Source organism: Achromobacter xylosoxidans (assembly GCF_002192695.1).
GTDB lineage: Bacteria > Pseudomonadota > Gammaproteobacteria > Burkholderiales > Burkholderiaceae_B > Achromobacter > Achromobacter xylosoxidans_C.
Genome location: NZ_MTLG01000054.1, coordinates 155031 through 167484, shown reverse-complemented (window position 1 = coordinate 167484; position 12454 = coordinate 155031). Strand labels below are relative to the sequence as shown.

The 12454-nt window shown below is 64.9% G+C and carries 14 protein-coding genes; 6 read left to right on the top strand and 8 right to left on the bottom strand.

Features of this window, described 5'->3' with window-relative positions; translation table 11 throughout:
- Positions 1–48: 48 nt before the first annotated feature.
- Positions 49–1236 carry an alanine transaminase gene (gene alaC / locus BRO63_RS08765; protein ID WP_008164319.1) on the bottom strand — a complete coding sequence of 396 codons (1188 nt, stop codon included), beginning with the start codon at positions 1234–1236 and terminating at the stop codon, positions 49–51.
- A gap of 363 nt (positions 1237–1599) precedes the next feature.
- On the opposite strand from alaC, the gene BRO63_RS08760 reads away from it, so the two are divergent.
- From BRO63_RS08760 to BRO63_RS08750, 3 genes are read left to right on the top strand one after another with little or no spacing between them, the layout of a single operon-like run.
- Entirely contained in the window at positions 1600–2061 is a 462-nt protein-coding gene (locus BRO63_RS08760; RefSeq protein WP_088139339.1) for an Mth938-like domain-containing protein, read from the top strand.
- The gene (locus BRO63_RS08755) at positions 2058–2522 is read left to right on the top strand and encodes a peroxiredoxin (protein ID WP_088139338.1); all 465 of its coding nucleotides are present in this window, start codon (positions 2058–2060) and stop codon (positions 2520–2522) included. Before BRO63_RS08760 ends, BRO63_RS08755 begins: the two co-directional genes overlap by 4 nt.
- A gap of 60 nt (positions 2523–2582) precedes the next feature.
- The gene (locus BRO63_RS08750; RefSeq protein ID WP_088139337.1) at positions 2583–4289 is read left to right on the top strand and encodes a PhoH family protein; all 1707 of its coding nucleotides are present in this window, start codon (positions 2583–2585) and stop codon (positions 4287–4289) included.
- A gap of 66 nt (positions 4290–4355) precedes the next feature.
- On the opposite strand, the gene BRO63_RS08745 is transcribed toward BRO63_RS08750, so the two are convergent.
- The 7 genes from BRO63_RS08745 to BRO63_RS08715 form a co-directional block, all read right to left on the bottom strand.
- Positions 4356–4487 (bottom strand): entericidin A/B family lipoprotein, encoded by a 132-nt coding sequence (locus tag BRO63_RS08745; protein WP_088139336.1) that lies wholly within the window; start codon positions 4485–4487, stop codon positions 4356–4358.
- 42 nt (positions 4488–4529) lie between these two features.
- Entirely contained in the window at positions 4530–5225 is a 696-nt protein-coding gene (locus tag BRO63_RS08740; protein ID WP_088139335.1) for a fumarylacetoacetate hydrolase family protein, read from the bottom strand.
- 166 nt (positions 5226–5391) lie between these two features.
- Positions 5392–5694 carry a Dabb family protein gene (locus BRO63_RS08735; RefSeq protein ID WP_088139334.1) on the bottom strand — a complete coding sequence of 101 codons (303 nt, stop codon included), beginning with the start codon at positions 5692–5694 and terminating at the stop codon, positions 5392–5394.
- Positions 5694–7571, bottom strand: coding sequence for an ABC transporter permease (locus BRO63_RS08730; RefSeq protein WP_088139333.1), 1878 nt, complete (start codon positions 7569–7571; stop codon positions 5694–5696). Before BRO63_RS08730 ends, BRO63_RS08735 begins: the two co-directional genes overlap by 1 nt.
- A 13-nt stretch (positions 7572–7584) precedes the next feature.
- Positions 7585–8277, bottom strand: a complete 693-nt coding sequence (locus tag BRO63_RS08725; RefSeq protein ID WP_088139332.1) for an ABC transporter ATP-binding protein — start codon at positions 8275–8277, stop codon at positions 7585–7587.
- 1 nt (position 8278) lies between these two features.
- Positions 8279–9040, bottom strand: coding sequence for an ABC transporter ATP-binding protein (locus BRO63_RS08720; RefSeq protein ID WP_088139331.1), 762 nt, complete (start codon positions 9038–9040; stop codon positions 8279–8281).
- 10 nt (positions 9041–9050) lie between these two features.
- On the bottom strand, positions 9051–9830 hold the full coding sequence (locus tag BRO63_RS08715) for an SDR family NAD(P)-dependent oxidoreductase (protein WP_088139330.1): 780 nt from the start codon (positions 9828–9830) through the stop codon (positions 9051–9053).
- Positions 9831–10003: 173 nt separating this feature from the next.
- On the opposite strand from BRO63_RS08715, the gene BRO63_RS08710 reads away from it, so the two are divergent.
- The 3 genes from BRO63_RS08710 to BRO63_RS08700 all read left to right on the top strand — a co-directional run bounded on the left by BRO63_RS08710 (position 10004) and on the right by BRO63_RS08700 (position 12444).
- The gene (locus tag BRO63_RS08710; RefSeq protein WP_088139329.1) at positions 10004–10402 is read left to right on the top strand and encodes a cupin domain-containing protein; all 399 of its coding nucleotides are present in this window, start codon (positions 10004–10006) and stop codon (positions 10400–10402) included.
- 69 nt (positions 10403–10471) lie between these two features.
- Positions 10472–11683, top strand: a complete 1212-nt coding sequence (locus BRO63_RS08705) for an ABC transporter substrate-binding protein (protein WP_088139328.1) — start codon at positions 10472–10474, stop codon at positions 11681–11683.
- Positions 11683–12444 (top strand): SDR family NAD(P)-dependent oxidoreductase, encoded by a 762-nt coding sequence (locus BRO63_RS08700; RefSeq protein ID WP_013392554.1) that lies wholly within the window; start codon positions 11683–11685, stop codon positions 12442–12444. The genes BRO63_RS08705 and BRO63_RS08700 overlap by 1 nt, the downstream gene beginning before the upstream one ends.
- Positions 12445–12454 lie beyond the last annotated feature (10 nt).

Sequence of the window (12454 nt, the reverse complement as noted above, 5' to 3'; positions counted from 1 at the left end):
AGGCATGCCCCCTTGAGGGGGAAGCGCGCAGCGCTTCGGGGGTGGGCTCTACTTCAGCAATCCGTCCTTGCGGAACATGTCTTTGATGCCTCGCACCGCTTGCCGGGTGCGCTGCTCGTTTTCGATCAGAGCGAAGCGCACGTATTCGTCGCCATACTCGCCGAAGCCGATCCCGGGGGACACGGCCACCTTCGCATCCGACAGGACACGCTTGGCAAATTCCAAAGAGCCCATCGCCCTGTAGGGTTCGGGGATCTGCGCCCAGATGTACATGGACGCCTTGGGAATTTCCACATTCCAACCTGCTTCATGCAAGCCGCGCACGAGCACGTCGCGGCGGCTTTGGTACTGCGCCACGATCTCGTTCACGCAGTCCTGCGGACCGTCCAGCGCGGCGATGGACGCCACCTGGATCGGCGTGAACGTGCCGTAGTCGTGATAACTCTTGATGCGCGCCAGCGCGTTGACCAGCTCGCGGTTGCCGACCATGTAGCCGATGCGCCAGCCGGCCATGTTGTAGCTCTTGCTCATCGTGAAGAACTCGACGGCGACATCGCGCGCGCCGGGCACCTGCATGATGGACGGCGCCACGTAGCCGTCGAAGGTAATGTCGGCATAGGCCAGGTCATGCACGACCAGAATGTCGTGCTCCTTGGCCAGCGCCACCACGCGTTCGAAGAACGACAGGTCCACGCATTGCGCGGTGGGGTTGCTGGGAAAGCCCAGCACCATCATCTTGGGCTTGGGGATGGATTCGCGCACGGCGCGCTCCAGTTCCTCGAAGAAATCCACGCCCGGCGTCATGCGCACCGAACGGATGTTGGCGCCGGCGATGACCGCGCCATAGATGTGGATCGGATAGCTGGGGTTCGGCACCAGCACGGTGTCGCCGCGGTCCAGCGTGGCCAGCATCAAATGGGCCAGGCCTTCCTTGGAGCCGATGGTGACGATGGCTTCGGAATCCGGATCGAACTCGACCGCGTAGCGGCGCTGGTACCAGTCACAGATCGCCTTGCGCAGGCGCGGAATGCCCTTGGACACGGAATAGCCGTGCGTGGTCGGACGCGTCGTCGCTTCCACCATCTTGTCGACGATGTGCTTGGGAGTCGCGCCATCCGGATTGCCCATCGACATGTCGATGATGTCTTCGCCACGCCTACGCGCCGCCATCTTGAGCTCGCCGGTAATGTTGAAAACGTACGGGGGCAGACGCTCGATGCGGGAGAACTTCCTCATGATGGGAATCCTTAGGGGCGATAAAAGGGCAAAAAAACCAGGGCGCGAATGCGCGAAGGGGAAAAGGGTCCGAAACGCCGCACCGGCATGCGATTGCAGTGCAGCAAAACCCTGTAATCTAGCGCAAGGACGGCTGTGCGGCAAATGGCGAAAAAAAGGGGCCGATTTCAGGATCCACCCGAGGGAAATCGCGTCGCAAAGAAGCCCTGTTTTGCCGCCGGGCCGCCCCAAGGCAAAACGCGCCCCCTCGGGGGGCAGCAAGCGAGCGCAGCAAGTGCAGCGTGGGGGCCCCATCCCGTGGATACCCTGCAACATGGCGTCATCCCGATGCGCTATTATCGGGCCATATAGCCGGAGTTTTTATTGAAGCTGCATACCGATCCTGCGACGGCCGCTCTGAATACCGTCACCGCCTATGGTGATGGCTATATCGAGGTCAACCAGGTACGTTTTTCCTCCTCGGTCGCGTTCGGCCCCGAAGGCGAAGTGACCCACTGGCCTGTTGAGTCGCCGGCCGACATTACCCCCACCCTCTTGCGTCAGGCGGCCGGATTATCCGAGCCCGTCCGCGACCCCATGGCATTCCTGGACGAACCGGAAGCCACCCCCAGCCGTCCGTCGAATGCGCCGGAAGTGCTGCTGGTGGGCACGGGCGCGCGCCAGCAATTCCTGCGCCCCGACGTGCTGCGCCCGCTGCTGGCGATCGGCATCGGCGTCGAGATCATGGATACGCACGCCGCCTCGCGCACCTACAACATCCTGATGGCGGAGGGCCGGCGCGTGGTCGTGGCCCTCATCCCCCCCAACGGAGAATCCCGGAAATGACGCCGACCATAGGCAAACCCGCCCCGCAGTTCACCGCTGAAAGCACCATAGGTCCGATCAGCCTGGAGCAATGCCAGGGCCGCGCCGTGATCCTGTATTTCTACCCCAAGGACAATACGCCTGGCTGCACCACCGAAAGCCAGGATTTCCGCGACCTGAACGCCGAATTCCTGGCGGCCAGCGCGGTGGTCATTGGCATCTCGCGCGACTCCCTGAAGTCGCACGAGAACTTCAAGGCCAAGTACGAGCTTCCCTTTCCTCTCATCTCCGACGCCGACGAAACCGTCTGCAATCTGTTCGGCGTCATCAAGCAGAAGAATATGTACGGCAAGCAGGTGCGCGGTATTGAACGCAGCACCTTCCTGATCGACGCCTATGGCGTGCTAGTGCAGGAGTGGCGTGGGGTGAAGGTCCCGGGCCACGCCAAGGAAGTCCTGCAGGCAGCCAAAAGCATCGGTTAGCAGTAGCACAGGTTTTACCCGTCAGGCGCTATAGCCGGCCCACACTGGAGAGTGACAAATATGCCGCTTCCGAAGTTGCCCACCCGTCCCGCAGCCATCCTGACCTTCCCCTCGGGCGAATCCGCCCGGGCGCAGGCCCGCAGCACCAAGACCGCCGCTGCGCGGTCCAGTACCCAGGCAGTCCTCGCCGAGGACGACGAAGACGAACTCCTGGTCCAACCCGAACTTGAAGGCCTGGCCGCACCGGGCCGCAAGGCGCAGATCCCGGCGCCCGCCCGCCAGGTGCCGCCGCCGGCGCCAGCCGCTCCCGCCGCGCGCGCCGAAACCCGCCGCGCCAAGCCGGCCCCCGCTCCGGCCAAACGCGCCAAGGCCCGCTCCCTGAACGAACCGCGCAAGCTGTTCGTGCTGGACACCAACGTGCTGCTGCACGACCCCAGCTCGCTGTTCCGCTTTGAAGAGCACGACATCTTCCTGCCGATGATGACGCTCGAAGAACTGGACCATCAGAAGAAGGGCATGTCGGAAGTGGCGCGCAACGCGCGCCAGGTCAGCCGTTCGCTGGACGCGCTGGTGCAGGACACGACCCAGCTCGACGAAGGGCTGGAACTGGCCAAGCTGGGCAACAAGGACGCCACCGGCCGCCTGATGTTCCAGACGACTGCGATCCACAGCACCCTGCCCTCCGACCTGCCCATGGGCAAGGCCGACAACCAGATCCTGGGCGTGGTGCGGGCCCTGCAGGAAAAGTATCCGCAACGCGAAGTCGTGCTGGTGTCCAAGGACATCAACATGCGCCTGAAGGCGCGCGCGTTGGGCATGGCCGCGGAAGACTACTTCAACGACCATGTGCTGGAAGACACGGACCTGATGTACTCGGGCGTGATGCAGCTGCCCGAGGACTTCTGGAACAAGCACGGCAAGGACGTGGAGTCCTGGCAACAGGGCGGCACCACTTTCTACCGCATCCATGGCCCGCTGTGCTCGCAGTTCGTGGTCAACCAGTTCGTCTACTTCGAAGGCCAGATGCCGCTGTACGCGCAAGTGCGCGAGGTCAGCGGCAAGATGGCGGTGCTGGCGACGTTGCGCGACTATACCCACGGCAAGAACAACGTCTGGGGCATCACCGCGCGCAACCGCGAGCAGAACTTCGCCATGAACCTGCTGATGAATCCGGAATGCGACTTCGTGTCGCTGCTGGGCCAGGCGGGCACAGGCAAGACGCTGCTGGCGCTGGCCGCGGGCATCACCCAGGTGCTGGAAACCAAGCGCTACACCGAAATCATCATGACCCGCGTCACGGTGCCGGTCGGCGAAGACATTGGTTTCCTGCCGGGTACGGAAGAAGAGAAGATGCTGCCCTGGATGGGCGCCCTGGAAGACAACCTGGACGTCCTGAACATGGGTGAAGGCGAAGGCAACGGGGACTGGGGGCGCGCCGCCACCATGGACCTGATCCGTTCGCGCATCAAGGTCAAGTCCCTGAACTTCATGCGCGGCCGCACCTTCCTGAACAAGTATCTGATCATCGACGAGGCGCAAAACCTGACGCCCAAGCAGATGAAGACGCTGGTCACGCGCGCGGGTCCTGGCACCAAGGTGATCTGCCTGGGCAACGTCGCCCAGATCGATACGCCCTACCTGACCGAAGGCAGTTCCGGCCTGACCTTCGTGGTCGACCGCTTCAAGGGCTGGCCGCATTCAGGGCACGTCACGCTGCAGCGCGGCGAACGCTCGCGCCTCGCGGACTACGCCGGAGATGTGTTGTAAACCCTTGCCGCCAAAGGAAAAAGCCCCTTGATCGCTCAAGGGGCTTTTTTTTGCCGGTGGCGACAATTACTTGTCGGCGGCGTTGGTAATGGCACTGCCGGCCCTGGACATGTCCTTACCCATGCCCGCGACGGTGTTGCAACCGGCGAGGACAAAGCCGAACACGACGAAGGCGGTCAGCACGATCTTGCTGCGCATGCTGGCGCTCCTGAAGTGGTGAATACGAATCCGGGGCGTACTTTAAACGATCTGGACGCGGAGCTCGCCCAGGCCTTCGACGCCGCCGGTGATCACGTCGCCTTGCAGCACGGCGCCCACGCCTTCGGGCGTGCCGGTGAAGATGATGTCGCCGGGTTGCAGCTCGAACAGGCCGGACAGGTAGGAGATGCTCTCCGGGATGTTCCACAGCATCTGCGAGATGTCGCTGGACTGCTTGCGCTGGCCGTTCACGTCCAGCCAGATGGCGCCCTTTTCCAGCGTGCCGACGACGCTGCGCGGATGGATCGGGCCCAGCGGCGCGGACAGGTCGAAGGCCTTGCCGATTTCCCAGGGGCGGCCCTGCTTCTTCATTTCGCCTTGCAGGTCGCGGCGGGTCATGTCCAGGCCCAACGCATAGCCCCACACGCAATCATTGGCCTGTTCCACCGGAATGTCGCGGCCTCCCTTGCCCAGCACCACCACCAATTCCATCTCGTAGTGCAGGTTGGAGGTCTTGGGCGGATACAGCATCTTGCCGGTTTCGCCGTCGGCCACGCTCAGCACGGCATCGGCCGGCTTGCAGAAGAAGAACGGATCCTCGCGGCCGGTGAAGCCCATTTCCTTGGCGTGTTCGGCGTAGTTGCGGCCAACGCAGTAGACGCGGCGCACCGGGAACAGCGCGGCGCTGCCGGCAACGGGAACCGCGACGGGCGGCTGAGGGGGCAATACGTAGTCCATGTTCACTCGACCTATGAAGAATACGTGGCCGGAATCCGGCAGTAGAAAACAGCCAACCCCGCGAGACGCCCGCTACCGCGGGCCGCCCCTGCGGGGGCGGGCCAGACGATGAAAAGTCATCCGCGAGTTTATCCCTTTCCGGGAACCTGGGCGCGGTCGGCAGCGTTCAGCTGAAAGTAGGAATTTCCCCGTCGTACACCACCAGGCGTTCGATGAAACCGGCCATGTAGGCCTTCATCTCCTGGTGCGCGGGCGATACCTGGTAGCGGTCGTGCGCGGGACTGTCCACGAACGCCGCCACCACGGCGTGGGTCAAGCCGTCCGAACGGCTGGCTTCGTTGGGCCGGAAGGCGTAGCCCGCCACGCCGTCGCACTCGGCCAGGATGCGCTGGCAATAGCCCTGGACGCGGTCATGGAAGCGCGCATCAGCGGCGCCGGACAGTTGCAGCATTACGACATGCAGGTACATCAGGATTCCTTTTTCTTGCGGGTAAGCGCCAGCCAGGCCCGCGAGACCAGCCCCATGATGCCGTCGCGGAACAGCAGGACGCAGAGTACGAAGATCGCGCCCTGGACGATGAGCACCCATGAGCCCAGCGGCGCCAGGTAGTTCTGCAGCGACACGAAGGTGAAGGCGCCCGCCAGCGGGCCGAACACCGTGCCGATGCCGCCCAGGAGCGCCATCAGCACCACTTCGCCGTTGGCATGCCAATGCACGTCCGTCAGCGAAGCGACGCCGAACACCAGCACCTTCAGGCCGCCGGCCAGCCCCGCCACCGAGGCCGACAGCGTGAACGCCATCAGTTTGTAGCGCGAGGTGGAGTAGCCCAGCGAGCGGGCGCGCTGCTCGTTGTCGCGCACCGAGCGGATCACTTCGCCGAAGGGCGAGTTCAGCACGCGCAACACGAAGGCATAGCCCAGCGCGAACACGGCCAGCGTGAAGTAGTACATCGGCATCACGCCTTCCAGGTCGAAGATGCCGAACAGCTTGCCGCGCGGCACGCTCTGCAGGCCGTCCTCCCCGCCCGTGAAACCCGCCTGGACCGCAATGAAGTAGACCAGCTGCGACAGCGCCAGCGTGATCATGGCGAAGTAGATGCCCTGGCGCCGGATCGCGACGGCGCCGAAGGCCAGGCCCAGCAGTCCGCCCGTCAGCACCCCGGCCAGCAGGCCGAGTTCGGGCGTGGCGCTCAACAGCTTCATCACGGTGCCGGTGGCATAGGCGGCGGCGCCGAAGAACGCGGCGTGGCCGAAAGACAGCAGGCCCACGTAACCCACCAGCAGATTGAAGGCCGCGGCGAACAGCGCGAAGCACAGCACCTTCATCAGGAAAGTCGGATAGATGAACCAGGGCGCGGCCAGGGCGGCCACGGCCAGCGCCGCCATCGCCACGCGCATGCCGCGCCGGCTCAACTGCACCGGCTCGCGCGTCGCCTCGGCGGCCAGCACGTTCTGCACCTGCAAGGGCTTGCCGAATAGGCCGGCGGGCTTGCACAGCAGCACCAGCACCATGATGATGAAGATCGCCAGGTTGGCGGCCTCGGGATAGAACACCTTGGTCAAGCCTTCGATGATGCCCAGCCCGAAACCGCTGATGATGGCGCCCATGATGGAGCCCATGCCGCCGATCACCACCACCGCGAACACCACCACCACCAGGTTGGAGCCCATCATCGGACTGACCTGGTAGATGGGCGCGGCGATCACGCCCGCCACCGACGCCAGCGCCACGCCCAGCGCGTAGGTCAACGTGATGAGCAGCGGCACGTTGATGCCGAAGGAGCGCACCACCGTCGGGTTCTCGGTGGCCGCGCGCAACATGGCGCCCACGCGGGTCTTTTCGATCAGTACCCAGACCGCCAGGCACAGCACCAGCGACACCGCCACCGCCCAGCCGCGATACCAGGGCAGGAACATGAAGCCCAGATTGACCCCACCGGTGAGCGCCTTGGGTATGGTGTAGGGCAGCCCCGACACGCCGTAGGCCTGGCGCAAACCGCCTTCGATCAGCAGCGCGATGCCGAAGGTCAGCAGCAGGCCGTACAAGTGGTCCATGCGGTAGGTGCGCGAGATGAGCAAGCGCTCGACCACGATGGCGAACACGGCCATGATCAGCGGCACCAGCACCAGCGCGGCCCAGTAGTTCACGCCCAGGTAGTTCAGCAGCATCCAGGCCAGGAACGCGCCCGCCGTGTACTGCGCGCCATGGGCGAAGTTGATGATGTTCAACAGGCCGAAGATCACCGCCAGCCCGATCGACAGCAGCGCGTAGAAGGAGCCGTTGATCAGGCCCAGCAGCAGCTGGCCGAATAGTGCCGTGGACGGCACGCCGAAAATTTCGAACACGTGGATTCTCCCCTCAGACACCCAGGCGGCGCTTGATCCGCTCGGGATCGTTGCGCGCTTCTTCTGCCGACAGCTGGTCGACCACGCAGCCGTGCTCCATGACGTAGTGGCGGTCGGCCACCTTGGTCGCGAAACGGAAGTTCTGCTCGACCAGCACGATGGTGAAGCCCCGCTCCTTCAAGGTGCGGATGGCATGCCCGATCTGTTGCACGATGACGGGCGCCAAGCCCTCGGTGGGTTCGTCCAGCAGGATGAGCTGGGCGCCCGTGCGCAGGATGCGCGCGATCGCCAGCATCTGCTGTTCGCCGCCGGACAGGTTGCCGCCGGAGCTGGCGCTGCGTTCGCGCAGGTTGGGAAACAGCGTGTAGATTTCGTCCAGCGACATGCCGCCGTCGGCCAAGCGCGGCGGCAGCATCAGGTTTTCGGTCACGTCCAGGCTGCGGAACACGGCCCGCTCTTCGGGGCAATACACCACGCCCAGCCGCGGAATGCGGTGCGGCGCCATGCCGATGGTCTCCTGGCCGTTCAGGCGGATGGAGCCGCGGCGCTTGTCCATGATGCCCATGATGGCGCGCAGCGTCGTCGTCTTGCCGGCGCCGTTGCGGCCCAGGATGGTGACGAGTTCGCCGCGCTTCACTTCCATGTCCACGCCATGCAGCACGTGGGATTCGCCGTACCAGGCGTTGAGGTCCTTGATCGCCAGCATCTCAGTGCGCCTCCTCGTCGGAACCCATGTAGGCCGTGATGACGCGCTCGTCGCTGGACACGGTGGCGTAGTCGCCCTGGGCCAGCACCGCGCCGCGCGCCAGCACCGTGATGGTGTCGGACAGGTCCGCCACCACCGACAGGTTGTGCTCGACCATCAGGATGCTGCGGTTGGCCGACGCGCGCCGGATCAGCGCGGCGATGCGGGTCACGTCCTCCTGGCCCAGGCCCGCCATGGGCTCGTCCAGCAGCATGATTTCCGGCTCCAGCGCCAGGGTCATCGCGATCTCCAGCGCGCGCTTGCGGCCGTAGGGCAGCAGCGCCGCCGTGGTGTGCGCCAGGCCGGCGAGGCCTACCGCGTCCAGCAATTCCATGGCGCGGCCGTTCAGGCGGTCGATGCTGTTGCGGCTGCGCCAGAAGCGCCAGCCGTCGCCATGCTGGCGCATCAGCGCCACGCGCATGTTCTGCAACGCCGTCAGGCCCAGGAACACGGCGGATATCTGGAACGAGCGGACGATGCCCAGGCGCGCGATCTGCTCGGGCGCCAGCGCCGTGATGTCGCGGCCGCGGTAGTGGATGACGCCCGCGTCGGGCGTGAGGAACTTGGTCAGCAGATTGAAGCAGGTGGTTTTGCCTGCGCCGTTGGGGCCGATCAAGGCATGGATGGAGCCTTCGCGCAGGGACAGGGACACGCCGTCGACGGCATTGAAGCCGCCGAACCGCTTGATCAATCCCTGGGCGGACAGGACCGCTGGGGTGTTCATGGTCGCGCTCCTACATGCGGGCCAGCAGGCCGCCATCGATCGCCAGGACGTGCCCATTGACGAACGAGGCGCCCGGCGACGCCAGGTAGACCACGGCCGGCGCGATGTCTTCCGGCGCGGCCCAGCGGCCAGTGGGCACCGCCGTGGCCAGGAAGGACTGGAACTGCGGATTGTCCTGCAAGCCCTGCGTGAAATCGGTACGCACGAAGCCGGGCGCCAACGCATTGCAGGTGATGCCGCTGGCGCCGTATTCGACTGCCAGCGCGCGGGTGAAGGCCGCGATGGCGCCCTTGGCGGTGGCGTAGGCGGCGATGTTGGGCATGGTCGCCTGGCCCGCCACCGACGACATCAGCACGATGCGGCCGAAGCCGCGCTTGCCCATGCCGGGCAACACGGCCCGCGCGCAATGGAAGGCGCCGTTGACGTGGACGTTCTGCAAGGCCTGCCATTCGGCGGAGCTCATCTCCACCACGGGCTTGCGGTTCTGGTTGCCGGCATTGCTGACCAGCACATCAATCTCCAGCCCGGCGCTCTCCAGTTGCGCGACGGCATCGGCCACGGCCTTTTCGTCGGCGACATCGAAAGGCGCCCCATGGGCCTTGATGCCCTCGGCCGCCAGGCGCTCGCAGGCGGCGGCGCAAGCCTCGCCGGACAGATCGTTGATCACCACCTGGGCGCCCGCCTGCCCCAATGCCCGCGCGATGGCGTAGCCCAGTCCCCTTGCCGCGCCCGTCACCAGCGCGACGCGCCCCGCCAGACCGAACGTGCGGTCCAGATAGTCGTGTTTCAAGCTTGTCTCCTTGGTTTTATATGTGCCGGATTTCTTGGCCCGGCTGTGTCGCTGCATGCTTCCGTCCGGCGAAAACATAATTGACATAAATCTCAATATACGCGACTATTTTTAAACACTCAATAACAAGATTTTTACTTTATCTCTCATAAAGAGTTCTGGTAGGAGACATCATGGCCCTGGAAACTCCCGGCTGCCCCGCAGCCAACGCCTTGCCGCCCCTGGCTTCACGCTTCCTCAAAGTTGCCGATCTGCCGTGGAAACCGACGCAAGTGGAAGGCATAGACATGAAGGTGCTGATGCAGGACAAGGAGACCGGCTTGCTGACCGCCCTGTTCCGCTGGCAGCCTGGCACCGAGCTGCCCTTGCATGAGCACGTGGAGGTCGAACAGACCTACGTGCTGGAAGGCTCGATCGTCGACGCCGAAGGCGAGGTCTGCGCCGGCGACTACGTGTGGCGTCCGCGCGGCAACCAGCACGTGGCGCGCGCGCCCAACGGCGCCCTGGTGCTGAGCTTCTTCCTGAAACCCAATATGTTCATCGACGCCTACGCCGGCCAGACGCTGGAATAAGTCGACCCCGGCGCGACCGTCCGGCACAGGATGGCGCGCACAGAAACTAGCCCCCGAGGAGACATACCCATGAAGATCCGTTTGAAGAACAGCCTGGCCGCCTGCGTGCTGGGCGCCCTGTCCGTGTCCGCCCAGGCGCAGGTGTCCGATGACGTCGTGAAGATCGGCGTGCTGGGCGACCAGTCCGGCATGATGGCCGACCTGTCCGGCAAGTTCGGCGTGGAAGCCGTAAAGATGGCCGTCGAGGATTTCGGCGGCACCGTGCTGGGCAAGCCCATCGAAGTGATCTCGGCCGACCACCAGAACAAGGTCGACATCGGCGTGGCGACCGCGCGCCGCTGGTACGAGAACGACAAGGTGGACCTGATCCTGGACGTGCCCAACTCCGCCATCGCGCTGGCGGTGCAGGACCTGACCCGCCAGATGAAGCGCGTGGTGATCTTCACCAGCGCAGGCTCTGCCGACCTGACCGGCAAGGCCTGCTCGCCCAACGGCATGCACTGGACCTACGACACCTACGCCTACGCCACCGGCGTGGCCAACGGCGTCATGGAAGACGGCGGCAAGAGCTGGTATTTCATCACCTCCGACTACGCCTTCGGCCATTCGCTGGAGCGCGACGCCATGGCGGTGGTCAAGGCCAAGGGAGGCCAGGTCGTGGGCAGCGTGCGCCACCCCATCGCGAGCGCGGACTTCTCCTCGTTCCTGTTGCAGGCGCAGGCGTCCAAGGCCCAGGTGATCGGCCTGGCCAACGGCAGCGGCGACACCATCAACAGCATCAAGCAGGCTTTCGAATTCGGCATCATGGGCAGCAAGCAGCGCGTGGCCGCCCTCTTCATGAGCATCGTCGACGTGCGCAGCGTGGGGCTGGAGTACGCGCAGGGCCTGAACCTGGTGGAGCCCTTCTACTGGGACCTGGACGACAAGTCGCGGCAATGGTCCGAGCGCTACTTCAAGCGCACCGGCCGCATGCCGTCCATGGTCCAGGCCAGCAACTACAGCGCTGCCATGCACTATCTGAACGCCGTCAAGGCCGCGGGCACGGACGCTTCCGAGCCGGTGCTGAAGAAGATGCATGAGACGCCCATCAACGACTTCATGACCGAGAACGGCCGCATCCGCGAGGACGGCCGCATCATGCGCGATCTTTACCTGTTCCAGGTCAAGAAGCCTGCGGAATCCAAGCGCGACTGGGACTACTACAACCTGGTGCGCAAGATTCCCGCCGAACAGGCCTTCCGTCCGCTCAAGGACGGCGCCTGCCCGCTGGTGAAATCGTGATGGACGGCGCGCTTGGGTTGCTGGCCGGCAAGCGCGCCATCGTCACGGGGGGCGCCAACCCCCGTGGCATAGGCGCCGCCATCGTCGACCTTTTCATCGCGCAGGGTGCGGCCGTCGCCGTGCTGGACCAGGCTTATCCGGAAGGCGCCAGCGCGACGCTGGCCGCCGGCCGCATCGACCTGCACTGCGACGTGTCGCGCACGGCCTCCTGCGAGGCGGCGATCGAGCGCGCCAGGGATGCACTGGGCGGCATCGACGTACTGGTCAACAACGCCGGCATCGTCGCCGCCACGCGCATCTGGGATCTGCCCGAGGACGAATTCCGCCGCATGGTCGAGGTCAACCTGACCGGCACCTACAACGTCACGCATGCGGCGCTGCCCGAGCTGCTGCAAAGCCCGCGGCGCCCGGCCATCGTCAACCTGGGCTCCACCGCCGCGCTGCGCGGCGGCGGCCTGCTGGGCGGCTCGCATTATGCGGCGTCCAAGGGCGGCGTCATCAGTTTCACCAAGGCGCTGGCCCGCGAGCTGGGGCCGCGCGGGGTGCGCGCCAATTGCGTGGCGCCCGGCATCATCGAAACGGACATGACGCTGGGAAAATTCGGCGAAAATTGGGAACAAGAACTCAAACAGGGCATTCCGCTGCAGCGCTTCGGCTCGCCCGCCGAAGTCGCCCAGGCCATACTCTTCCTGGCCTCGGACCTGTCCTCCTACTCAACCGGCATCGTGGTCGACGTCAATGGCGGCTTCCACATTCACTAGGCGCGCCCTC

Excerpts from the sequence above, each read along its gene's own strand:
- BRO63_RS08725 (WP_088139332.1), bottom strand. The coding sequence starts at position 8,277 with ATGCTGGCGATCAAGGACCTCAACGCCTGGTACGGCGAATCCCACGTG.
- BRO63_RS08755 (WP_088139338.1), top strand. The coding sequence starts at position 2,058 with ATGACGCCGACCATAGGCAAACCCGCCCCGCAGTTCACCGCTGAAAGC.
- BRO63_RS08750 (WP_088139337.1), top strand. The coding sequence starts at position 2,583 with ATGCCGCTTCCGAAGTTGCCCACCCGTCCCGCAGCCATCCTGACCTTC.
- BRO63_RS08735 (WP_088139334.1), bottom strand. The coding sequence starts at position 5,694 with ATGTACCTGCATGTCGTAATGCTGCAACTGTCCGGCGCCGCTGATGCG.
- BRO63_RS08720 (WP_088139331.1), bottom strand. The coding sequence starts at position 9,040 with ATGAACACCCCAGCGGTCCTGTCCGCCCAGGGATTGATCAAGCGGTTC.
- alaC (WP_008164319.1), bottom strand. The coding sequence starts at position 1,236 with ATGAGGAAGTTCTCCCGCATCGAGCGTCTGCCCCCGTACGTTTTCAAC.
- BRO63_RS08740 (WP_088139335.1), bottom strand. The coding sequence starts at position 5,225 with ATGGACTACGTATTGCCCCCTCAGCCGCCCGTCGCGGTTCCCGTTGCC.
- BRO63_RS08710 (WP_088139329.1), top strand. The coding sequence starts at position 10,004 with ATGGCCCTGGAAACTCCCGGCTGCCCCGCAGCCAACGCCTTGCCGCCC.
- BRO63_RS08745 (WP_088139336.1), bottom strand. The coding sequence starts at position 4,487 with ATGCGCAGCAAGATCGTGCTGACCGCCTTCGTCGTGTTCGGCTTTGTC.
- BRO63_RS08700 (WP_013392554.1), top strand. The coding sequence starts at position 11,683 with ATGGACGGCGCGCTTGGGTTGCTGGCCGGCAAGCGCGCCATCGTCACG.
- BRO63_RS08705 (WP_088139328.1), top strand. The coding sequence starts at position 10,472 with ATGAAGATCCGTTTGAAGAACAGCCTGGCCGCCTGCGTGCTGGGCGCC.